Source organism: Mycobacterium sp. IEC1808 (assembly GCF_002101935.1).
GTDB lineage: Bacteria > Actinomycetota > Actinomycetes > Mycobacteriales > Mycobacteriaceae > Mycobacterium.
Map to the genome: position 1 here is coordinate 184720 of NZ_LQPV01000015.1, position 22505 is coordinate 207224.

The 22505-nt window shown below is 68.1% G+C and carries 25 protein-coding genes; 18 read left to right on the forward strand and 7 right to left on the reverse strand.

The annotated features are described in order from the left end of the window. Positions 1–16: 16 nt before the first annotated feature. Genes AWB92_RS09565 through prfB form a run of 3 tightly spaced genes read right to left on the reverse strand, consistent with a single transcriptional unit; the run spans position 17 to position 2596 of the window. Positions 17–496 carry a hypothetical protein gene (locus tag AWB92_RS09565; RefSeq protein ID WP_085185110.1) on the reverse strand — a complete coding sequence of 160 codons (480 nt, stop codon included), beginning with the start codon at positions 494–496 and terminating at the stop codon, positions 17–19. After that, on the reverse strand, positions 493–1488 hold the full coding sequence (locus AWB92_RS09570) for a mechanosensitive ion channel family protein (RefSeq protein ID WP_085185111.1): 996 nt from the start codon (positions 1486–1488) through the stop codon (positions 493–495). Before AWB92_RS09570 ends, AWB92_RS09565 begins: the two co-directional genes overlap by 4 nt. Further along, entirely contained in the window at positions 1478–2596 is a 1119-nt protein-coding gene (gene prfB / locus AWB92_RS09575; protein ID WP_085185112.1) for a peptide chain release factor 2, read from the reverse strand. Before prfB ends, AWB92_RS09570 begins: the two co-directional genes overlap by 11 nt. Before the next feature lie 140 nt (positions 2597–2736). On the opposite strand from prfB, the gene AWB92_RS09580 reads away from it, so the two are divergent. Further along, positions 2737–4107: an FAD-dependent oxidoreductase gene (locus AWB92_RS09580; RefSeq protein ID WP_085185113.1), complete on the forward strand. Its 1371-nt coding sequence runs from the start codon at positions 2737–2739 to the stop codon at positions 4105–4107. Positions 4108–4116: 9 nt separating this feature from the next. Here the strand turns inward: AWB92_RS09580 and AWB92_RS09585 are convergent, their stop codons facing one another. Together AWB92_RS09585 and AWB92_RS09590 are read right to left on the reverse strand one after the other, a co-directional pair. Further along, positions 4117–4755: a response regulator transcription factor gene (locus tag AWB92_RS09585; protein ID WP_085185114.1), complete on the reverse strand. Its 639-nt coding sequence runs from the start codon at positions 4753–4755 to the stop codon at positions 4117–4119. A gap of 22 nt (positions 4756–4777) precedes the next feature. Further along, positions 4778–5569, reverse strand: a complete 792-nt coding sequence (locus AWB92_RS09590) for a universal stress protein (protein WP_085185115.1) — start codon at positions 5567–5569, stop codon at positions 4778–4780. Between the two features lie 400 nt (positions 5570–5969). Between AWB92_RS09590 and AWB92_RS09595 the strand changes: the two genes are divergently transcribed. Then, positions 5970–7142, forward strand: a complete 1173-nt coding sequence (locus AWB92_RS09595) for a PPE family protein (RefSeq protein WP_085185116.1) — start codon at positions 5970–5972, stop codon at positions 7140–7142. 3 nt (positions 7143–7145) lie between these two features. Here the strand turns inward: AWB92_RS09595 and AWB92_RS09600 are convergent, their stop codons facing one another. Continuing rightward, positions 7146–7475 (reverse strand): hypothetical protein, encoded by a 330-nt coding sequence (locus tag AWB92_RS09600; protein ID WP_085185117.1) that lies wholly within the window; start codon positions 7473–7475, stop codon positions 7146–7148. 22 nt (positions 7476–7497) lie between these two features. On the opposite strand from AWB92_RS09600, the gene hisN reads away from it, so the two are divergent. From hisN to AWB92_RS09615, 3 genes are all read left to right on the forward strand, one after another. Further along, a complete protein-coding gene (gene hisN, locus AWB92_RS09605) occupies positions 7498–8277 on the forward strand; it encodes a histidinol-phosphatase (protein WP_085185118.1) in 780 nt (259 codons plus the stop codon). An 89-nt stretch (positions 8278–8366) separates the two neighbouring features. Then, complete coding sequence (locus tag AWB92_RS09610) at positions 8367–9776, forward strand: acyl-CoA dehydrogenase family protein (RefSeq protein ID WP_085185119.1); 1410 nt, start codon at positions 8367–8369, stop codon at positions 9774–9776. 32 nt (positions 9777–9808) lie between these two features. Next, a complete protein-coding gene (locus AWB92_RS09615; protein ID WP_068102903.1) occupies positions 9809–11014 on the forward strand; it encodes an acyl-CoA dehydrogenase family protein in 1206 nt (401 codons plus the stop codon). On the opposite strand, the gene AWB92_RS09620 is transcribed toward AWB92_RS09615, so the two are convergent. Then, positions 11007–11528: a GNAT family N-acetyltransferase gene (locus AWB92_RS09620; RefSeq protein ID WP_085185120.1), complete on the reverse strand. Its 522-nt coding sequence runs from the start codon at positions 11526–11528 to the stop codon at positions 11007–11009. The two genes, AWB92_RS09615 and AWB92_RS09620, sit on opposite strands and share 8 nt — an antisense overlap. A gap of 136 nt (positions 11529–11664) precedes the next feature. Here AWB92_RS09620 and AWB92_RS09625 point away from each other — a divergent pair, with 136 nt between their 5' ends. From AWB92_RS09625 to AWB92_RS09680, 13 genes are all read left to right on the forward strand, one after another. Further along, positions 11665–12636 (forward strand): NADPH:quinone oxidoreductase family protein, encoded by a 972-nt coding sequence (locus tag AWB92_RS09625; protein WP_085185176.1) that lies wholly within the window; start codon positions 11665–11667, stop codon positions 12634–12636. A gap of 263 nt (positions 12637–12899) precedes the next feature. Next, entirely contained in the window at positions 12900–13991 is a 1092-nt protein-coding gene (locus tag AWB92_RS09630; protein WP_085185121.1) for a homogentisate 1,2-dioxygenase, read from the forward strand. Continuing rightward, complete coding sequence (locus tag AWB92_RS09635; RefSeq protein ID WP_085185122.1) at positions 13991–15166, forward strand: alpha/beta fold hydrolase; 1176 nt, start codon at positions 13991–13993, stop codon at positions 15164–15166. Before AWB92_RS09630 ends, AWB92_RS09635 begins: the two co-directional genes overlap by 1 nt. Next, positions 15163–16362: a CoA transferase gene (locus tag AWB92_RS09640; RefSeq protein ID WP_085185123.1), complete on the forward strand. Its 1200-nt coding sequence runs from the start codon at positions 15163–15165 to the stop codon at positions 16360–16362. Before AWB92_RS09635 ends, AWB92_RS09640 begins: the two co-directional genes overlap by 4 nt. Further along, on the forward strand, positions 16359–17255 hold the full coding sequence (locus AWB92_RS09645) for a hydroxymethylglutaryl-CoA lyase (RefSeq protein ID WP_085185124.1): 897 nt from the start codon (positions 16359–16361) through the stop codon (positions 17253–17255). The genes AWB92_RS09640 and AWB92_RS09645 overlap by 4 nt, the downstream gene beginning before the upstream one ends. Then, on the forward strand, positions 17255–17872 hold the full coding sequence (locus AWB92_RS09650) for a TetR/AcrR family transcriptional regulator (RefSeq protein WP_085185125.1): 618 nt from the start codon (positions 17255–17257) through the stop codon (positions 17870–17872). The genes AWB92_RS09645 and AWB92_RS09650 overlap by 1 nt, the downstream gene beginning before the upstream one ends. A gap of 2 nt (positions 17873–17874) precedes the next feature. Beyond that, the gene (locus tag AWB92_RS09655) at positions 17875–19113 is read left to right on the forward strand and encodes an acyl-CoA dehydrogenase family protein (RefSeq protein WP_085185126.1); all 1239 of its coding nucleotides are present in this window, start codon (positions 17875–17877) and stop codon (positions 19111–19113) included. Beyond that, positions 19110–20108 carry a phosphotransferase family protein gene (locus tag AWB92_RS09660; RefSeq protein WP_142282015.1) on the forward strand — a complete coding sequence of 333 codons (999 nt, stop codon included), beginning with the start codon at positions 19110–19112 and terminating at the stop codon, positions 20106–20108. The genes AWB92_RS09655 and AWB92_RS09660 overlap by 4 nt, the downstream gene beginning before the upstream one ends. Further along, the gene (locus AWB92_RS29335) at positions 20105–20446 is read left to right on the forward strand and encodes a DUF6285 domain-containing protein (protein WP_142282016.1); all 342 of its coding nucleotides are present in this window, start codon (positions 20105–20107) and stop codon (positions 20444–20446) included. Before AWB92_RS09660 ends, AWB92_RS29335 begins: the two co-directional genes overlap by 4 nt. Before the next feature lie 10 nt (positions 20447–20456). After that, complete coding sequence (locus AWB92_RS09665; protein ID WP_085185177.1) at positions 20457–20858, forward strand: nuclear transport factor 2 family protein; 402 nt, start codon at positions 20457–20459, stop codon at positions 20856–20858. A 34-nt stretch (positions 20859–20892) separates the two neighbouring features. Beyond that, positions 20893–21429 carry a YceI family protein gene (locus AWB92_RS09670; RefSeq protein WP_085185127.1) on the forward strand — a complete coding sequence of 179 codons (537 nt, stop codon included), beginning with the start codon at positions 20893–20895 and terminating at the stop codon, positions 21427–21429. 29 nt (positions 21430–21458) lie between these two features. Continuing rightward, positions 21459–21860 carry a response regulator transcription factor gene (locus AWB92_RS09675; protein ID WP_085185128.1) on the forward strand — a complete coding sequence of 134 codons (402 nt, stop codon included), beginning with the start codon at positions 21459–21461 and terminating at the stop codon, positions 21858–21860. Between the two features lie 263 nt (positions 21861–22123). After that, entirely contained in the window at positions 22124–22501 is a 378-nt protein-coding gene (locus tag AWB92_RS09680) for an NADH-quinone oxidoreductase subunit A (protein ID WP_068138774.1), read from the forward strand. Positions 22502–22505 lie beyond the last annotated feature (4 nt).

Genomic DNA, 22505 nt, shown 5'->3' on the forward strand with positions numbered 1-22505 from the left:
TCGCTGGCGAGCCAAGTCAGCTGGCCGGTGGCGGGGAACTCGGCACCGGACCGGGCCCGGGCTGGGGTAGCTGCGTCGGCGTCGGCGTCGGGCTGGAGCTGGGCGGGCAGAAGGGCGGCGGTAGCAGGCACGGCGGCGTAGGCAACTGGAACGGCGGGGGCGTGGTGGTCGTCGTCGTGAGGGGCGGGGGCATGGTGGTGCTTGGGGTCGTGGTCGGAGTCGGCGTGACCGTCACGGTGGCCGGCGGCTGCTGCACACGGCTGCGCGGCACCCAGGTGTAGTTGGGGTCCGGCACGAAGCCCGGCGGCACCACCTGCGGGGCCGGGGGCTTGGGGGTCGCTTCCGGACGGTAGGTGTCGTAAACCCACCACACCGCCAAGAACGCGATGATCAGCACCAGCGTGGACGTGCGCATCCGGCCGCCGAAGAGGTGGCTCCAGCGCCGTCGTTGCTTGTCCTCGCCGCGATTCTCGAGGATGCTCACGGTGAACTTCAACGCCGTCGCACCGCATCTTCGACTTTGCCGTCGGTCGCCCCTTCCGCGGCTTCGGCGGCGGGCACGGACGGGTCCTCGACGAGGCCGACCGTCGCGTCGGCCGCGGTCACGATGCCGACCCGGGCCAGCGCCCGAATGACCAGGACACGCAGCTGGCGGCCGACCTCGAACTGTTTGCCGGGCAGGGTGCGGGCCACCACACGCAGGGTGACGGTGTCGACCTCGATGCTTTCCACGCCCATGACGGTGGGCGGATCCAGCAGCAGTTCCCCGAGCACGGGGTTGTCCATGGCGCGGTCGCATTCCTGGTGCAAGACCTCGTTGACCCGGTTCAGGTCGGCGTTGGTCGACACCGGGATGTCCACCACCGCGCGTGCCCAATCCTTCGACAGGTTGACCACCTTGACGATCTGTCCATTGGGAATGGTCAGCACCTCACCGTCCGGTGAGCGCAGCCGCGTGACCCGCAGCGTGACGTTCTCGACCGTGCCGGTGGCTTCGGTCGAGGCGACGACGGTCAGGGTGACCAGGTCACCGAACCCGTACTGCTTCTCCACCAGGATGAAGAAGCCGGAAAGCAGATCCCTGACCAGCTGCTGGGCGCCGAAGCCCAGCGCAGCGCCGACCACGGTCGCCGGCGCGACCAGCCCGCCCACCGAAAACTGCAGGATGCCGGCGATCTGCATCATCACCCAGATGCCGATGATGACGATGGACACCCAGGAGATCACCGACGCCACCGCCTGGCGGTGCTTGGACGTCTCCGAGCGCACCAGCGCGTCGCTTTCGGCGAAGCCCTCGGTGAGCTGGCGCGTCACCTGCTGGGCCACCCAGTTGACGAACCGGGCCATGAGCATGGCCGCGATCAGCACCATGACGATGCGCAGGCCGCGGGTGATGATCCATTGGCCGGCTTCGCCGCGCCAGAAGTCGTGCCAGCCCAGCGCCTTTATCGAAGCGGTCGATGCAAGAACAGTGGTGTTAGTCGTCATCTTTTCGGTTGCGCCACCGGATTCCCGCTTCCAGGAACCCGTCGATGTCTCCGTCCAGGACGGCGGCCGGATTGCCCACCTCGTAGTCGGTTCGCAGATCCTTGACCATCTGATACGGGTGCAGTACGTAGGAGCGCATCTGGTTACCCCAGGAGCTGCCGCCCTCACCCTTCAACGCGTCCAGCTCAGCGCGCTCTTCTGATCGCTTGCGCTCCAACAACTTTGCCTGAAGCACTCGCATTGCCGAGATCTTGTTCTGCAGTTGCGATTTTTCGTTCTGGCAAGTCACGACGATACCCGTTGGGATGTGGGTTAAACGAACCGCCGAGTCGGTGGTGTTCACCGACTGACCGCCGGGACCGCTGGAACGGTAGACGTCCACGCGCACGTCCCCGTCGGGGATATCGATGTGGTCGGTGGTCTCCACCACCGGAAGCACCTCGACTTCGGCGAAGGAAGTCTGGCGCCGGCTTTGGTTGTCGAACGGGCTGATCCGCACCAGCCGGTGCGTGCCCTGTTCGACGGACAGCGTGCCGTAGGCGTACGGCGCATGCACCGCGAACGTGGCGCTCTTGATCCCGGCCTCTTCGGCGTAGGAGGTGTCGAACACCTCGACGCCGTACTTGTGTTGCTCGGCCCAGCGGATGTACATCCGCATCAGCATCTCGGCCCAGTCGGCCGCGTCCACGCCACCGGCGCCCGAGCGAATGGTGACCAGCGCCTCGCGTTCGTCGTACTCGCCCGACAACAGCGTGCGCACCTCGGCGGCCTCTATATCGGCGCGCAGCGCTTTGAGTTCGGCGTCGGCCTCGGCGAGCGCGTCGATGCCGCTGGCGGCATCCCCTTCTTCGGCCGCCAGCTCGTACATCACCGGAAGATCGTCGAGGCGCTGGCGCAGCTCTTCGATGCGGCGCAGCTCGCCCTGCGCGTGGGACAACTGGCTGGTCACCCGCTGCGCGTTGCTCTGGTCGTCCCACAATTTGGGATCGGACGCCTCGTGCTCGAGCTTCTCGATCCGGCTGCGCAGACCGTCGACGTCGAGCACCCGCTCCACCGTGGTCAGGGTGGAGTCAAGGGCGGCAATGTCGGCTTGACGGTCGGGTTCCACAGCCGCCCACGTTACCGGCGACGAATGCTCAGGTCGTCGTCCGGGCGGCAGCGTTTAGCATCAGGTGACCCGTATGTGCAGCCCGGACCGCGACGCTCAGCCCCCTCGCGCACGGCCCGGCACGAGTAGAAGGCTCGAGGATGCGCTTATATCACGTCGCGATTGTTGGCTCCGGGCCGTCGGGTTTCTTCGCCGCGGCATCGTTGCTCAAGGCGGCCGACGCGTCGGAGGACATCGACGTGGCGATCGACATCCTCGAGATGCTGCCGACGCCCTGGGGGCTGGTCCGCTCCGGCGTCGCGCCCGACCACCCGAAGATCAAGTCGATCAGCAAGCAATTCGAGAAGACCGCCGAAGACCCCCGCCTTCGCTTCTTCGGCAATGTGGTGGTCGGTGAGCACGTGAGCGCCGCCGAACTCGCCGAGCGCTACCACGCGGTGATCTACGCCATCGGGGCGCAATCGGATCGGTCGTTGAAGATCCCCGGCGAGGACCTGCCGGGCAGCATGGCCGCCGTCGAATTCGTCGGCTGGTACAACGCGCACCCGCACTTCGAGACGTCGACCCCGGATCTGTCGGGCGCCCGGGCGGTGGTCATCGGCAACGGCAACGTCGCGCTGGACGTCGCCCGCATCCTGGTGACCGACCCCGACGAGCTCGCCCGCACCGACATCGCCGACCACGCCCTGGAGTCGCTGCGCCCGTGCGGCGTCGAGGAAGTGGTGGTCGTCGGTCGGCGCGGGCCGCTGCAGACGGCGTTCACCACGCTGGAGCTCCGCGAGTTGGCGGATCTGGAGGGGGTCGACGTGATCGTCGACCCGGCGCAGCTGGAGGGCATCAGCGACGAGGATGCGGCCGCGGCGGGGAAGACGACCAAACAGAACATCAAGGTGTTGCGCGACTACGCCGCGCGGGCGCCGCGCCCCGGCCACCGCCGAATAGTCTTCCGCTTCCTCACTTCGCCGATCGAGATCAAGGGCGACGGCAAGGTCGAGAGCATCGTGTTGGGCCGCAACGAACTGGTCACCGATGAGAGCGGGTGGGTATCGGCCAAGGACACCGGCGAGCGAGAGGAACTGCCGGCCCAGTTGGTGGTGCGGTCCGTCGGATACCGCGGAATGCCCACGGCCGGGCTGCCTTTCGACGACAAGAGCGCAACCATCCCCAACACCGACGGCCGCGTGCACGGCAGCCGCAACGAGTACGTCGTCGGGTGGATCAAGCGCGGGCCGACCGGTGTGATCGGTACCAACAAGAAGGACTCCCAAGACACCGTCGACACGCTGCTGAACGACCTGGCCTGCTCGAAACAACAGGGCGCGCTCGCGGAGTTCCCCGACGACCACGCCGACAAGCTGGCCGAGTGGCTGGAGTCCCGGCAGCCGAAGGTCGTGACGTCGGCCCACTGGGAGGTCATCGATCGCCACGAGCGAGCGGCCGGCGAGCCGCACGGGCGTCCACGGGTCAAGCTGCCGAGCGTGGCCGAAATGCTACGAATCAGCCACGGCTGACCCGGCGCCTCAAAACCATTGGCGGTAAGCCCGATTGGGCTGGCGGGACACCCCCAGTTTGACCAGCAGTCGCGACACGTGGTTCTTCACGACGTCTTCGCCAAGCAGCGTCCGGTCGGCGATTTGCCGGTTGGTCAGGCCGTCGCCGAGCAATCCGAGCAACGTTCGCTCCCGGTCGTTGAAGGCCCACAGCTCGTCGCTGTTCTCGATGGTCCACCACAGTCTCGCCATCAATGCCGCCGCGGCATGAGTGTCAAGCAGCGACCGGCCCGCGCCCACATCCTTGATGGCGCAGGCCAATTCCATTCCCTTGACGTCTTTGACGACATAGCCGCTGGCACCGGCCAGGATCGCGTTCAGCATCGCCTCGTCGGAGGTGGACGACGTCAGGATCAGGCAGCGCAGCTCCAGCATGCAGGACAACAGTTCTCGGCACAGCTCGATGCCGTTGCCGTCGGGCAACCAGTCGTCGAGCACCGCGACGTCGGGGCCGACCGCGGGAATCTTGTTCATCGCCTCGGCGACGGATCCGGCCTCGCCGACGCAGTCGAGTTCGGGGTCCGCACAAAGCAAATCGACCAGGCCGCGCCGCACCGCCTCGTGATCGTCGACCAGAAATACTCTTAACGCCGCTCCTCCGGAGCCCAACCGAGTCCCCACCCGTAAGCCTCTACAGGTTGCTCGAACGCGCGGCGAGAACGGAAGTTCCAGGGAGGTGCGCGCCGCACAGGTCGAAACAGGCGCGCGCGTCGGTGACGAACAGCTGATCCCGCCCCCCGCCGGCGGAGAGGTATTGATCGACCGACCCGCTCACGACGGCAGATTCGACGGACACGTCGGGATACAAGCGGGTCCACCGCGCGATGCGCCGCCTCAGTTGGGCTCCCGCCGAACATTTCGTGTCGGCATCGTCGCCCCCCGCGGCCACCGCGATCGCCAGCACCGGCGCGTGCCGCAGCATCGCCTCCTCGAAGGCATGGCGCAGCCCCACCGCGTTGTCTGCCTGCACGATGACGCGGTCGAGATTGGCGATTGCCGGCCTGCCCGCCGGGCGGCGGATGACGGCTACCGGACAGAGGGCCGACGCGGCCAGGCTGGCCGACAGGGACCCGGCCCCACGGGCCGCATGACTCAGTCCGACGGATCCGACACAGATCATCGCCGCCGACCTCGACTCTTCGGTTAGCTTGGCAAGCGGGCTGCCCCAAAGGATTTCAGCTTCGATCTTCACCTGTTGCCCGGTCGCCTCAACCGCCCGACGAGCGTCGTGCAACACGGCGCGGGCCGCGGCCAGTCGGCCGTCATGGGCCCAGCGTGGTGGAGATTCCGGCGGCGCGACCACATATACCAACCGCAGCGGTATGTCTCGGCTGACCGCCTCGTCGACAGCCCAGCGCGCCGCATCGGTGGCCGTTTTCGACCCGTCGACACCAACGACGACCGTCGGGGCTGGCTGAAGCATCGCGGTCTCCTGTGCTGATCAGAGGGGACAAATCACGGATTCGTCCCACCCAACGCTATTGAGCGCAGACCGGCGCAACCCAGGGGCATTCGGTTCACAAATGGGGGCCATTAGTCCCTATCGATAACGGGGCAGACGGTCACCTTCGTCGCAATGCCGCATCACTTGGCGGATTCCGCTTCGGGCGTCCGACCCCGAAAATGAATTCAGTCGTTTTCAGGTATCGAAATCCGGCGGGCGTTATCGCAATGACCCACTTGCCTTTTCGTCTTAAAACTCCAGTAGAAACGCGGATTGGCGCCTACATTTTTATGACCACCGCCGGCGGGCCGGCGGCGGAAAAGGTGCCGATTCGGGCTCGGCACGGTTCACCCGGCACACCCATAAGGGAGATCTGACAATGGATTACGCCTTTTTTCCGCCCGAATTCAATTCCGCCAGGATGTACAGCGGTCCGGGTTCCGGGTCGCTTTTGGCAGCGGCGGGAAGCTGGGACTCGCTGTCCGCCGAACTGGGTACCACGGCCGAAACGTATGGCTCGGTGCTCTCGGCACTGACCACGCTGCACTGGCATGGCCCGGCGTCGGCAGCGATGACCGCCGCGGCGACTCCCTACGTCGAGTGGCTGACCACAACCGCCCAGCAGACGAAGCAGACCGCCATGCAGGCGCGGGCGGCGGCGGCGGCGTTCGACCAGGCGTTCGCCATGACGGTGCCCCCGCCGGTGATCGCGGTCAACCGCGCGCAGCTGCAGGCGCTGATCGCGACGAACTTCTTCGGCCAGAACACCGCGGCGATCGCGGCCACCGAGGCCCAGTACGCCGAGATGTGGGCCCAGGACGCCACCGCGATGAACGGCTACGCCGCGACAGCGACGGCCGCTTCCCGGTTGACGTCCTTTGCGTCCCCGCAGCAGACCACCAACCCCGATGGCCTGAACGAGCAGACCGCCGCGGCCAATCAGGCGGCCAGCGACCCGCTCGGGGATCTGTACCAGGCGCTGTACCAGTTGACCGCACAGATCGGCGACGGTCTGCAGAACCTGTTGAACCTCAGCCCGATTCCAATCAGCTCCACCAGTTGGAACAACATCAGCGTGCTGGACTCCATCCAGCTCGTGAACACGGCGATCTCCGGGACCGGAACCATGGCCGGGATCCCGGCGTCGCTGAGCGGCAACACAGCCAATCTCTTCGGCATCCAAGCGAATATGGCGTACCTCGCTGGCCTGGGGGCACCCGCGCCCGCGCTCGGGCCGATAGGGCTCGGGCAATTGCAGGGCGCCGCAACGGGGGTCGGCGGACTACCCAACGCGATCACGGTCAGCATGGGGCGGGCCAACGCGATCGGGCCGATGGCGGTGCCCGCCAGCTGGTCGGCGCCGTCGGCCAGCCGCGTCTCGGCGCTGCAGCCCGCCGGCCTCACCACCCTTCCGGGCACCGACGAGCTGGCCGGTTCCGGCTATCCCGGCGTTCCCGGCATGCCGGCGGGTACGTTGGCCCGGGCGTCGGGCGTCCTGCCACGCTACGGAACCCGGCTCACCGTGATGACGCGCCCGCCCGCGGGCGGGTGACCGCTACGCGGCCGGCGGTTCGGCGGGAACGAACCGCCAGTTGTCGGGGTTCTTGGGCGAATAGACCACCGGGAGCAGCTGGCCCATGGTCGGCCAGTGGTCGACGTCGACCGCCATGCGCTGATACACCTCGTGCTCGCTGACCGTGGGTCCGTTGATGACCCCGGCGACCGTGACGTACTGCTCGCCGGTCGCGTCCGGCCGCGGGCTGACGCCCGTCACCAGGAGGGTGCCGTGCGCGAGCTCACCGCGGGGGCCGCGCGGGGCGAACCGCTGCGCAAGGGCCACTCCCAGGACCGCGACGAGCAGAATCAGCACACCGTATTCCCACATCCGGCCATGGTAGGACTGCTCAATGACCGACGACGATCTGGCGCTGGCACTCGCGCTGGCCGACCGCGCCGACGCGCTGACCTCCGCGCGGTTCGGGGCGCTTGACCTGCGCGTCGACACCAAACCCGATCTGACCCCGGTCACCGACGCTGACAGGGCGGTCGAAACCGAACTTCGTGACGTGCTCGGGCGCGAACGGCCGGACGACGGCATCGTCGGCGAGGAGTTCGGTGGAACCGCCACCTTCAGCGGGCGGCAGTGGATCATCGATCCGATCGACGGCACCAAGAATTTCGTGCGCGGGGTGCCGGTGTGGGCCAGCCTGATCGCGTTGCTCGAGGACGGCGTTTCGTCGGTCGGCGTCGTGAGCGCACCGGCGCTGCACCGCCGGTGGTGGGCGGCGCGTGGCCGCGGCGCGTTCGCCACGGTCGACGGCGGTCCCCCCCGATCGCTGTCCGTTTCCTCAGTGGCACAACTGGATTCGGCGAGCCTGTCGTTCTCCAGCCTTTCGGGATGGGCGCAACGCGGGCTGCGCGATCGCTTCGTCGGCCTGACCGATGCGGTGTGGCGGGTGCGGGGCTACGGCGACTTCTTTTCTTACTGCCTGGTCGCCGAGGGGGCGGTCGACATCGCCGCCGAACCGGAGGTGTCGGTGTGGGATCTGGCGGCGCTCGACGTCCTGGTGCGCGAGGCGGGCGGAACGTTCACCGGCCTGGACGGGACCGCGGGCCCGCACGCGGGCAGCGCCGTGGCGACAAACGGACTGCTGCATGAGCAGGTGCTTTCGGGCCTGCGAGCCTAGTCTTTGTGAATTAGTTAACAGGCGGTCGCATCTATCTTACTCCGGAGTAAGATAGGTTTTATCCGCAACGCCCATCGATAGAGGCTGAAATGACCGACACCCGTTCCGGTTCAAAACAGACTTCAGAAAACACTCGCTCACGCGCCCGACGGCGCGGCCGCAAGACCGGCGTCGGGCTGCAACCGCACAAGCGCACGGGCATTGACATCACCCTGGCGCTGCTCACCCCGCTGGTCGGCCAGGAGTTCTTGGACAAATACCATCTGCGCGACCCGCTGAACCGGGGCCTGCGCTACGGCACGAAGACCATCTTCTCCACCGCCGCGGCCACTTCCCGCCAGTTCAAACGGGCCCAGAACCTGCGCGGCGGACCGACCCGGCTGAAGTCCAGCGGCAAGGACTACTTCGACCTGACGCCCGACGACGAGCAGAAGATGATCGTCGAGACCCTCGACGAGTTCGCCGCCGAGGTGCTACGTCCCGCGGCGCACGACGCCGACGAGGCCGCGACCTACCCGCCCGATCTGATCGCGAAGGCCGCCGAGTTGGGCATCACCGCGATCAACATCCCCGAGGACTTCGACGGCATCGCCGCGCACCGCTCCAGCGTGACCAACGTGCTGGCGGCCGAGGCGCTGGCCTACGGCGACATGGGCCTGGCCCTGCCCATCCTGGCACCCGGCGGCGTCGCCGCGGCCTTGACCCATTGGGGCAGCGCCGACCAGCAGGCCACCTACCTGCACGAGTTCGCCGGCGAGAACGTCCCGCAGGCCTGCGTGGCGATCGCCGAACCACAACCCCTGTTCGACCCCACCCGGTTGAAGACCACCGCCGTGCGCACCCCGAGCGGATACCGGCTCGACGGCGTGAAGTCTTTGGTTCCCGCCGCGGCCGAGGCCGAGCTGTTCGTCGTCGGCGCCCAGCTGAACGGCAAGCCCGCGCTGTTCATCGTCGAATCGTCCGCCAAAGGCCTTACCGTCAAGGCGGATCCGAGCATGGGAATCCGTGCCGCAGCGCTGGGCCAGGTCGAGCTGTCCGGGGTGTCGGTGCCGCTGGGCGCCCGCCTGGGCGAGGACGAGGCCTCCGACGAGGATTACTCCGAGGCGATCGCGCTGTCCCGGCTCGGCTGGGCGGCGCTCGCGGTCGGCACCTCGCACGCCGTGCTCGACTACGTCGTCCCATACGTCAAGGAGCGCCACGCCTTCGGGGAGCCGATCGCGCATCGTCAGGCCGTGGCCTTCATGTGCGCCAACATTGCCATCGAGTTGGACGGACTGCGGCTGATCACCTGGCGCGGCGCCGCCCGCGCCGAACAGGGCTTGCCGTTCACCCGGGAGGCGGCGCTGGCCAAGCGGCTCGGCGCCGACAAGGGCATGCAGATCGGCCTGGACGGCGTGCAACTGCTCGGCGGCCACGGCTTTACCAAGGAGCACCCGGTCGAGCGCTGGTACCGCGACCTGCGGGCCATCGGCGTCGCCGAGGGCGTTGTCGTCATCTGAGTCGTCAGCTAAAACGAGCCGAAAGTTCAACCATGGCAATCAATCTGGAACTGCCCCGCAAGCTGCAGTCGGTGATCGTCAAGACCCACCAGGGCGCCGCCGAGATGATGCGGCCGATCGCCCGCAAGTACGACCTCAAGGAGCACGCCTACCCGGTCGAGCTCGACACCCTGATCAGCCTTTTCGAGGGCGCGTCCGAATCGGTGGCATTCGCCGGGGCCGACGCGCTGCGCGACGAGGACGAGGACAGGGACCGAAACCACAACGGCGCCAACATGGCCGCGCTGCTGCAGACGATGGAAGCCTGCTGGGGCGACGTCGCGATGATGCTGTCGGTTCCCTACCAGGGGCTTGGTAATGCCGCCATCTCCGCGGTCGCCACCGACGAACAACTGGAACGCCTGGGCAAGGTCTGGGCGGCGATGGCCATCACCGAACCCGGCTTCGGGTCCGACTCGGCGGCGGTGTCCACCACCGCCAAGCTCGACGGCGACGAGTACGTCATCAACGGCGAGAAGATCTTCGTCACCGCGGGCTCGCGCGCCACCCACATCGTGGTGTGGGCCACGCTGGACAAGTCACAGGGCCGCGCCGCGATCAAGTCGTTCATCGTGCCGCGCGAACATCCCGGCGTCACGGTCGAACGCCTGGAGCACAAGCTCGGCATCAAGGGTTCGGACACCGCGGCGATCCGGTTCGATAACGTCCGCATTCCCAAGGACAACCTGCTGGGCAACCCCGAAATCGAGGTCGGCAAGGGCTTTTCGGGGGTGATGGAGACCTTCGACAACACCCGCCCGATCGTCGCCGCCATGGCCATCGGGGTCGGCCGCGCCGCGCTGGAGGAGATCCGCAAGATCCTCACCGAGGCCGGGGTCGAGATCTCCTACGACCGGCCCTCACACGCCCAAAGCGCGGCCGCGGCGGAGTTCCTGCGGATGGAGGCCGACTGGGAGGCCAGCTACCTGCTGTCGCTGCGCGCGGCGTGGCAGGCGGACAACAAGATCCCCAACTCCAAAGAGGCCTCGATGAGCAAGGCCAAGGCCGGGCGGATGGCCAGCGACGTCACCCTCAAGTCCGTCGAATTGGCAGGCACCGCAGGGTATTCCGAGCAGTCCATGCTGGAAAAGTGGGCGCGCGACTCCAAGATCCTGGACATCTTCGAGGGCACCCAACAAATCCAGCAGCTGGTGGTCGCGCGGCGGCTGCTGGGGCTGTCGTCCGCGGAGCTCAAGTAGCGATCGGTCGCGGCGGAGCCGCATCCTCGTCGGGGCCGAGCAGGTCGAGCTGCCACCACTCGACGTCGTGCCAGGCGCCAAGCTTCCACCCCACGCGCGGGTAGTAGCCCACCGGCCGAAAGCCGAACGCCTTGTGCAGCGCGTTGCTGGCCTCGTTGGGTTGGGCGATGCCGGCGAACGCCCGCCGGAAACCGCGTTCGGCGAGCCGGCGCAGCAGTTCGGTGTAGAGCAGCCGACCCCCGCCGGAGCGCAGTCGATCCGGGGCCAGGTAGATGCTCGTCTCGACCGACCATCGGTACGCCGCGCGCGGATTGAATTGGCGCGCATAGGCGTAACCGGTCACGACGTCGTCGTCCTCGAGCACCAGCCATTCGTGGGCGCCGGCGATGCGGCGCGCCATCTCCTCGACGGTCGGCACCTCCGTCTCGAATGAGATGACGGTGTCCAGCACGTAGGGCCGGTAGATGTCGACGCACGCGGCGGCGTCGGCGGCGATGGCGGCCCGGACGCGCATCAAGGAGCGAGGGCGCCCAGCCGCACCGAGGAGGTGGCGGTGATCGGCGGCCGAACGGTTTCCATGAGGCGAGGTTAGCGTCGCCGGTATGGACAGGTTTCCGGCGGATTCCGAGCCGGCGTTAGGCTGTCCGACCATGCGGGCGGCACGGGTGACTCGGTTGGATGGTCCAGACGCGATCGAGGTGGCGGAGGTCGACGAACCCGCCGGGGACGGTGTGGTCGTCGAGGTGCACGCCGCCGGCGCGGCGTTTCCCGACGCGCTGCTGACCCGCGGCCTGTATCAGTACCGGCCGGAGCCGCCGTTCGTGCTCGGAGCCGAGATCGCAGGCGTGGTGCGGTCGGCCCCCGACAACATCCACGTCAAGGCCGGCGACCGGGTCGTCGCGCTGACGATGCTGGCGGGCGGAATGGCCGAGGTGGCCGTCGTGCAGCCCGACCGGGTGTTCAAGCTGCCGGACAACGTGAGCTTCGAGGCGGGCGCCGGCCTGTTGTTCAACGACCTGACGGTGTACTTCGCGCTGACCGTGCGCGGCCGCCTGGCCAACGGCGAGACCCTGCTGGTGCGCGGCGCGGCGGGCGGGATCGGGACCTCGACGCTGCGGCTGGCCTCGCTGCTGGGGGCGTCGCGGACCATCGCGGTCGTGAGCACCGAAGACAAGGCCGACGTCGCGACGGCCGCCGGCGCCACCGATGTGGTGCTGGCCGAGGGGTTCAAGGACGCCGTCAAGGAACTCACCGGCGGCCGCGGCGTCGACGTGGTGGTCGACCCGGTCGGCGGCGACCGCTTCACCGATTCGCTGCGCTCGCTCGCGCCCGGCGGTCGGCTACTCGTCATCGGGTTCACCGGCGGCGAGATTCCCACCGTCAAGGTGAACCGGCTGCTGCTCAACAACATTGACGTCGTCGGCGTGGGTTGGGGAGCCTGGACCGCGACTCACCCGGACGCGCTGGCCGAACAGTGGGCCGGCCTGGAGCGCCTGCTCAGCTCGGGCGAGCTGGCCGCCCCCACGCCGGAGGTCTACCCGCTGGAGCAGGCGGCCGCGGCGGTCGCATCGCTCGAGAATCGTACGGCCAAGGGGAAAGTCGTGGTGCGCGTGCGCGATTGACGCACTCCTGTCACGTCTGTCACACAGGGCGCAGCGGAGAAGGAATTGCCTCTTTGCCCGCCTCGCAGCGACAACGGCCGCGCCGGTCTTGCACCAAGGAACTTGTCGCTGAGAGGCGGGCACAAAGGGTGTCCCTTCCTCCGGAGAAGCTCGGGGCGGATGTGACCAAAGCTACGAAGCCCTCGCCCCTTGTACATCCCAAAAACAAAAAGTAATGTCACTTTCAGTTTTGAGGCCTGCCGCCGGAGCCCAGGAGTCGCCCCGTGGAATCGTTCGTTCACCTGCGAAAAGGCAAGACGCCGCGCCGGCTGCACGCCGACCTCGACGGGCTCAAGGACGACGAGCTGGGCCGCGGCGGCTTCACCGGCCGGACCGCCAACATGTACCGCCGCAACGACCCCACCGCCTATCGGTCGGTCGGCCCGCTGCGCCCGGTCGACGTGCTCGCCGGAGAGCTGAAACCCAGCGATGCCACCGACGCCGGCGGCGGGCCACTGCTGATGTTCAGCAACGACGACTGCCGAATCCTGTTGAGCCGCCGCCACGAGCCGATGCCCTTCTACGTCCGTCACGTCGACGGCGACCTGCTGTGCTTCGTGCACCGCGGCGCGGGCCTGCTGGAGACCGAGTTCGGGCCGCTGCGCTACCGGGAGGGCGACTGGCTCTACATCCCGAAGGCATGCACCTGGCGGCAGCTGCCCGATACCGAGACGACGCTGCTGATGATCGAGGCCAGCGACGAGTTCCGGGTGCCGCCGCCCGGCGCGCTGGGGCGCCACTTCCCGTTCGACCCGTCGCAGGCCACGATCCCCGAACCGCAGCCGATCGAGGATGATGGCCGCGATGAATACGAGGTCCGGCTCATCCATGCGGGCGGGCCGACAACGCTGTTCTACCAACACAATCCGATCGACGTGGAAGGGTGGCGCGGTGACAACTTCCCGTTCACCTTCAACATCGCCGACTACAACGTGGTCACTTCGGACAGCGTTCACCTGCCGCCGACCGTGCATCTGTTCATGCAGGCCACCGGCGTCTACGTGATGAACTTCCTGCCCAAGCCTGCCGAGGGGGTCCCCGGCACCGAACGCACACCCTGGTATCACCGCAACGTCGACTACGACGAGATCGCCTTCTTCCACGGCGGGTCGCTCTACGGCATCCCGATGCCGCCCGGCCTGATCACCCATGCGCCGCAAGGGGTTCACCACGGTGCGCCGGAGAAGGCGCGGGAACGCGCGCGCCGCAAGTTCGCCGAGCATTCGCGGGTGGACTGGCAGGTCATCGCCGTCGACACGCGTCGGCGGCTGACCCCGTCGGCCGAGGTACTGGCTCACGACCTCGGGCAGCACTGATGAATCACGAATACGACCGCATCCCGTATCTCGTTGCGTTCCAGAACAATTCCGCGGTCCGCGACGTGTACGGCGGGCTGGCCGAGATCACGGTTCTGGAAAGCTATCTGCTCAAGCCCAGGGACAAGCCGTCCGACACCGTGTTGGTGTTCATGCACCCCATCGGCGGCGGCGCCTACCTGCCGATGATCAATGCGCTGGCCCGCGCCGGCCACCACGTCATCTACTGCAACAGCCGGTTCCGCGGCACGGATTCGGGACTGCTAATGGAGAAGGTGGTCGAGGATCTCGGCGAATGCATCAAGGACGCCAAGAAGAGGCTAGGCTACGCCAAGGTGGTGCTGGCCGGATGGAGCGGCGGCGGCTCGCTGTCGATGTTCTACCAGCAGCAGGCCCAGCACGCGACCATCACGTCGAGCCCGTCCGGGGACGGCCCCGACCTGACGCGGCTCGACCTGCCCGCTGCCGACGGTGTCATGCTGCTCGCCGCGCACATCAGCCGGCACGGCACGCTCACCGAGTGGCTGGACGCGTCGATCCTCGACGAATCCGACCCCACCAAGCGCGATCCCGAGCTCGATCTCTACAACCCGGACAACCCCAACCAACCGCCCTACAGCCACGAATTTCTGGCCCGTTACCGGCAGGCGCAGATCGACCGCAACCGGCGCATCACCGCGTGGGCCAAGGAAAAACTCGCCGAACTGCGGGCCGCCGGCCGCCCCGACGACGAATTCTGCTTCGTCGTGCACGGCACCATGGCCGACCCGCGCTGGCTGGATCCGACCGTCGATCCCAACGAACGCACCCCCGGAACCTGCTACCTGGGCGATCCTCGAGTGGTGAACATGAGCCCGGTCGGGTTGGCCCGGTTTTCGACGCTGCGCGGCTGGCTGTCGCAATGGAGCTACGACGACGCCCGCGGCGACGGGGTGGCGTGCGGGCGCGACCTCGCGGTCCCGGCGCTGGTGATCGGTAACCTGGCCGACGACGCCTGCACGCCCAGCCACACCCGACGGCTTTACGAGGCGATCGGGCACCCGGACAAGGAGATGCACGAAATTCCCGGCGCCACACACTATTACGCCGGCCCCGACCAGCGGGACAAGCTGCGCCAAGCGGTCGACGTCGTCACCGACTGGCTGGTTCGCCACGACTTCGCGAGCAGACAGTGACGGGCCCGCTGGACGGCGTCCGGGTGCTGGAACTCGGCACCCTGATCGCCGGGCCGTTCGCCGGCCGGCTGCTCGGCGACATGGGCGCCGACGTCGTCAAGGTGGAACCCCCGGGCGCGCCGGACCCGCTGCGGACCTGGGGCCAGGCCGAAGTGGACGGGCACCACGTGTTCTGGACGGTGCACGCGCGCAACAAGCGCGCCATCACGCTCGACCTGCGAAAGCCTCGCGGCCGCGGGCTGTTCCTCGACCTCGTCGCGAAATCCGACATCGTCGTGGAGAACTTCCGCCCGGGCACCCTGGAGAAATGGGAGCTGGGCTACGACGTGCTCTCCGAGCGCAACCCGGGCATCATCCTGGTCCGGGTGTCCGGCTACGGGCAGACCGGCCCCGAGGCGCACAAGGCCGGCTACGCGTCGGTGGCCGAGGCCGCCAGCGGGCTGCGGCACCTCAACGGATTCCCCGGCGGGCCGCCGCCCCGGCTGGCGCTCTCGCTCGGCGACAGCCTGGCCGGCATGTTCGGCGCCCAGGGCGCGCTGGCCGCGCTGTATCGCCGCGGCATCACCGGGCGCGGACAAGTGGTCGATGTTGCGTTGACCGAATCGTGTTTGGCGGTCCAGGAATCCACGATCCCCGATTACGACGTCGGCGGCGTGGTGCGCGGGCCGTCGGGAACCAGGCTGGAGGGCATCGCGCCGTCCAACATCTACCGCAGCGCCGACGGCTCGTGGGTGGTGATCGCCGCCAACCAGGACACCGTGTTCGCGCGCCTGTGCAAGGCGATGGGGCGCCCCGAGCTGGCCACCGACGACCGGTTCGCCACACACGGCGGCCGCGGCCGCAATCAGGACGAACTCGACGAGATCATCGGCGCGTGGGCCGCCGACCGCCAGCCCGGCGAAATCATCGAAACCCTTTCCGCCGCAGGCGTGATCGCCGGGCCGATCAACACCGTCGCCGAGGTGGTCGACGACCCGCAGTTGCGGGCCCGCGGCATGCTGGTCGAGCACTACGACGAACGGGTCGGCCGCAACGTGCTCGGACCGGGCATCGTCCCGGTGCTCTCGGACTCCCCCGGCAGCGTCCGCTACGCCGGCCCGGCGCGCCCGGGACAACACAACGACGACGTCTACATCGGCTTGCTCGGCAAGACCGCCGCGGAGCTCGAAGAGCTAAGGGCTGAGGGGGTGTTATGACACAACACGTGGACATTCGCGAGGTGGCCCTGCGCGACGGCCTGCAGATCGAAAAGCCAATCCCGTTGGCCGCCAAGCTGGAGCTGCTGGCCGCGGTGGCCGCCACCGGGGTGGGCGAGGTCGAGGCCACGGCGTTCGTGTCGCCGTCGAAGGTGCCGTCGATGGCCGATGCCGCCGAAGTCGCCGCGCACCTGCACAACTACCCCGACATCGAGTTCTCCGCCCTGGTGGCCAGCCCCAACGGCGCCCGGCGCGCGGTCGCCGCGGGGCTGCGCTCCGTCGAATACGTGGTGGCCGCCAGCGACGCGTTCAGCGAGGCCAACGTCGGGCGCGACAGCGCCGAGGCCACCAGGCAGATCGAGGAGATCGTCGCCATCGCGCACGACGCCGGCGTCACCGTCGAGGTCATCGTCGCCACCGCGTGGGACTGCCCGTTCGAGGGGCCGACCCCGCCCGGGCGGGTGCTCGAGATCGGCGCGGCCGCCCGGGAACAACGGGTCGACCGGTTCTCCATCGCCGACACCATCGGCACCACCACCCCGCGACGGGTGAGCTCGCTCGTCGCCCAACTGCGTCCGGTGATCGGCGACATGCCGCTGGGTGGCCATTTCCACAACACCCGCGGCACCGGGCTGGCCAGCGCGTACGCGGCGGTCGAGTCGGGGGTGACGCGGCTGGACGCGTCGGTCGGCGGGCTGGGCGGCTGCCCCTTCGCCCCGGGCGCCACCGGCAACATCGCCACCGAGGACCTCGTCTACCTGTTGACCGACAGCGGTGTCGACGTCGACGTGGACCTGCGGGCCGCCATCGCCGCGGCCGAGGTTGCCAAATCCGTTGTGGGTCATGATTTGCCGAGCGCCCTGCTGCGCGCCGGCGACCGAATCCGGAACTGATGCCGACCGACACGTTGACCGCGAAGGGCCGCCAGACCAGGCAGGCCATCGAACAGGCCGCCCGGAAGCTGTTCGCCGAACGCGGTTTTCACGGCACCACGCTGGCCGACATCACCTCGGCCGCGGGCAAGTCACCCGCCGTGTTCTACCGGTATTTCGACGACAAGGAAGACCTGCTGGCCGCCCTGGCGGAGTCGTTTCTGCACGAGGTCGTGGCGCCGCCCGGATTGCGCCTCGAGCTCCCCGAATCCCCCGACGACGACGCGTTCTTCACGTCGGTGGTCACCGGGTACTGGAACATGTTCAAGCAGAACATCGGCATCATGATCGCCGTGGCACAGCTGGCGGCCACCCAACCGCGCTTCGCGAGCGTCCAGAACGAATTCCGGCGCTTCGGCATGGACATCGTCGCCGCCTCGGTACGCCGCGCGCAGCAGCAGGGCTACGGAACCGAGCTCAATCCCCAACACACGGCGGCCGCGATCGCGCTGCTGTTCGAGAACTTCACCACCGTCTTCGCGGGCCCGTCGGGCCTGGACCTTCAGATCAGCGACCACGACGCCATCACCACCTTGTCGACGGTCTGGAAGAAAACCCTCTACGGCGCAAAGGAGTAACCGTGGATTTCACTCTGCCAGAACATCTTCCGGGAGTGCTCGCCGAGATGGATGCGTTCATCGAGTCGGAGATCAAGCCGCTGGAACGTGACAACATCCAGTATTTCGACCATCGCCGCGAGCATGCCCGCACCGATTGGGACAACGACGGCATCCCGTCACGCGAGTGGGAAGATCTGCTCGCCGAGATGCGCAGGCGCGCCGACAAGGCGGGCTGGCTGCGCTATGGCCTGCCGGCGTCGCTGGGCGGCCGCGACGGCACCAACCTGGACATGGCCGTGATTCGGGAACACTTGGCGCACAAGGGCCTTGGCTTGCACAACGACCTGCAGAACGAGTCGTCGATCGTCGGGAATTTCCCGCAGGTGATCATGATGGAACGCTTCGGCACCGAGGAGCAGCGCCGCGACTGGTCGGAGGCGTTGATCACCGGGGAACGGTCGATGGCGTTCGGGCTGACCGAACCGCGGCACGGCTCCGATGCGACCTGGCTGGAAACCCGCGCCGAACGCGACGGTGACGGGTGGGTGCTCAACGGCTCGAAGCGGTTCAACACCGGGGTGCACCGGGCCACTCACGACCTGATCTTCGCGCGCACCTCCGGCGAACCCGGGGCCGCGCTGGGCATCACCGCGTTCCTCGTCCCGACGGATGCGCCCGGATTCCGTGTCCCCTACTACTGGTGGACATTCAACATGCCGACCGACCACGGCGAGGTCGAGTTGACCGACGTGCGGGTCCCCGCCGACGGGGTGCTCGGTGAGGTCGACCGCGGCCTGGAAGTCGCGCAAACCTTCCTGCACGAGAACCGGATCCGGCAGGCGGCGAGCAGCCTGGGTGCCGCCCAATACTGCATCGACCGTGCCGCCGAATACGCCGGCAGCCGCATGGTTTTCGGCAAGCCCCTGTCGGTCAACCAGGCCGTGCAGTGGCCGCTGGCCGAGCTGCAAACCGAGGCCCAGATGGTGCGGCTGCTGGTGCAATACGCGGCCTGGCATCTGGACCGCAACCACCATATGGAGGTCTCGGACAAGGTGTCGATGGCCAATTACCGCGCCAACCGGCTGGTGTGCGACGCGGCCGACCGGGCCATGCAGGTCTTCGGCGGCCTCGGCTACAGCCGCCACGAGCAGTTCGAGCACATCTACCGCCATCACCGCCGTTACCGGATCACTGAAGGCGCCGAGGAGATCCAGATCCGGCGGGTGGCCCAGCGGCTGTTCAAGTTTGGCCACAAGTGACCGACAACGGCGAACTGGCCGGCAAGCTGGCCCGGGTGCTGGAGCCGGCGCTCGGCGCGAGCCCGGCGATCGAGAACCTGCGGGCGCTGACCGGCGGCGCCAGCCGTACCACGTGGGCGTTCGACGCCGTCGCGGGTAAGCAACGCCGTTCGCTGATCCTGCGCACCGGCCCGCCCGACGACGTGCACGCCGGCATGGAGCTCGAAGCACGCGCCCAGGCCGCGGCCGCGGCGGCCGGTGCGCCGGTCCCCCACATCCTGGTCGCCGACGATTCGGTTGCCGCCCTGGGCAATCCGTTCCTGATCTGCGACGCGATCCAGGGCGAGACCATCGTCCGGCGCATCCAGCGCCAGCTCGACGCCGCCGACGGCCACGCGGGCCGCACCCGCCTGCTGCACCAGTGCGCGCGGGCGCTGGCCGCCATCCATCGCGCCGATCCGGACATTCCTGGCCTGGCACACGAAGACCAACTCGCGCAGTGGCGCGAGCGGCTCGACGCCATGGGCGACACCACCGCCACCTTCGAGTGGGCGTTTCGCTGGCTCGAGGCGAACCGGCCGCAAAAATCCGAGCCGTCGAGCCCCGTTCTGGTGCACGGCGATTACCGGATGGGAAACCTCATCGTCGACGGGTCCGAGCTGGCCGCCGTCCTGGACTGGGAGCTGGTCCACCTCGGCGAAGCGTACGAGGACCTGGCCTGGTTCTGCATCCGGGCCTGGCGGTTCGGCGCCCCGGCCGGCCTGGCCGCCGGCGGCCTCGGCAGCATCGAGGGCTTTCTCCGCGCCTACGAGGAGGCCGGTGCCGCTAGCGTCGACCGGGTGACGTTTCACTGGTGGCTGGTGCTGGCGACGCTGCGCTGGGGTGTCATCTGCCGCTACCAGGCCGAGCGGCACCTGAGCGGCGAGTTTCGCTCGGTGGAGCTGGCGACGATCGGGCGCCGCGTCTGCGAGACCGAGTGGGACCTGCTCGACCTGCTGGAAGGAGCGCCGGCGTGATCGGCGCGTACGGCCGCCCGCTCGCCGCCGAGCTCGTCGCCGCGGTGGCCGAGTTCCTCGAAACCGACGTCCGCGATGCGACCACCGGGCAGGTCAACTTCCACGCCAGGGTCGCCGCGAACGCGCTGCGCATCGTCGAGCGCGAACTGCTTGACGAGAGCGAGGCGGAGGCGGGCGCGGCGCTGGCCGGCCTGGGCTTCGCCGACGAGGAAGAGCTCGCCGCCGCGATCCGGGCCGGCGAGCTGGACGGCCGCGCCAACGACGTCACCGCCTGCCTGCGCACGCTGGTCCGGCGTCGCCTGGCGATCGCGCATCCCGGATATGAGCAACCCGATTAGGAGGGTGCCGATGCCGACCGCCACCGCACAGACCGTCGTCGACGTGGCCGACCGCCTGTTCGCGGCGATCGAAAACGGCGACGCCGCCGCGGTCGATCGACTGTGGAGCAACGACATCGCGCTCTGGCGCACGGGCGCGCGCCGCGATAACGACAAGGCCCGCGCGATGCGGGTCATCGACTGGTTCATCACCTCCACCACCGAGCGCCACTACGAAATCCTCGACCGGCGGCTCTTCGATGACGGCTCCGTCGCGGGCTTCGTGCAGCAGCACATCCTGCACGCCACCGGCCATGCCGGCCAATCGATCTCCATGCGGGTCTGCATCGTGATCAGGGTGGGCGCCGACGGGCTCATCGATCGGATCGACGAATACTTCGACCCCGCGGAGATCGCACCGTTGCTCGCCTAACGGCTAGATTTGCCACGAGTCAGAAGGGGGGACGATGACGACGCTGGAAACACTGCTGAGCGATCCCGACCTGGCCGGCGTGTGGAACCTGGTTCCCGATCGCTCGGCCATCACCTTCAAGGTCAGAAACTTCTGGGGCCTGCTGAATGTCAAGGGCCGCTTCGTCGAGTTCAGCGGCGACGGGCAGCTCACCGGCAAGGGCGCCGTTTTCGGCCGCGTCGACATCCGGGCCGCGTCGCTGTCCACGGGCATCGGCCGCCGCGACAAGCACCTGCGCTCGGCCGACTTCTTCGACGTCGAGCGTTTCCCAGAGATCAGCGTCGTCGTCACCGCAGTGAACCCAACCAGAGGCAACGCCGCGGAACTTCGCGCCAGCTTCACCATCAAGGGCGTCACCGCGCCGCTGCCGCTGCCCGTCACGATCGCCGAGCTGGAGGACGGTTCTATTCGGATCTCGGGCGAAACGAAGGTCGACCGGTCCCAATTCGACCTGGGCTGGAATATGTTCGGCATGGTCGGCGCGACGGCAACGGCGGCGGCGCAGGCGGTCTTCGTTCGGGCAACCCGGTAGGGCTTGCGCGCCACCAGTACCATCTGAGCGTGCCCGACTCCAGCAGCGCCCTGCGGATCCTCGTCTACAGCAACAACGTCGAAACCCGCGAACGGGTGATGCGCGCGTTGGGCAAGCACCTGCACCCGGACCTGCCCGAGTTGACCTACGTCGAGGTGGCGACCGGCCCCATGGTGATCCGCACGATGGACGAGGGCGGCATCGACTTGGCCATTCTCGACGGCGAGGCGACGCCCACCGGCGGCATGGGCATCGCCAAACAGCTCAGGGACGAACTCGAAACCTGCCCGCCGATCGTGGTGCTCACCGGCCGCCGCGACGACGCGTGGCTGGCCAGCTGGTCGCGCGCCGACGCCGCCGTGCCGCATCCGCTGGACCCCATCGTGCTGGGCCGTACGGTGCTCGGCCTGCTCCGCACCCCCGCCCGGTAGCAATTACCGCTCTCACCTGCGCCGACACGGAACCGTAGACCGTGTGGGCGGGTGCTCAGCACCGCCGCGACGACGCGCCCGAATGCGGGGACGTTAAAACCGGGCAAATAGCACCACCCCGAGCACGTGCGCCGACGCCAACGACGCTATGTTGAAAGTCACTGTGACGGGCCACAGACCCGGTTCGTCACAGCAGCCCGGTCACCGCCCGGCCGCCCGCTCAGTCGAGAAGGCGGCCGCATTACGACGGATCATGGAGCGAGTTGAACGTCTACATACCCATCCTGGTACTCGGCGGGATTGCCGCCGCCTTTGCCGTCGGCTCGGTCGGGATCGCGAGCCTGGCCGGGCCGAGGCGCTACAACAAGTCGAAGCTGGCCGCCTACGAATGCGGGATCGAGCCCACCGAATCGCCGGTGAGCGGCCCGCACGCGACGGCCGGACAGCGGTTCCCGGTGAAGTATTACCTGACCGCAATGCTGTTTATCGTCTTCGACATCGAAATCGTGTTCTTGTATCCCTGGGCCGTTAGCTACGACGCGCTCGGAACGTTTGCGTTGGTCGAAATGGTGGTGTTCATGCTCACGGTCTTCGTGGCCTACGCCTACGTGTGGCGCCGCGGCGGACTGACATGGGATTGAGGTA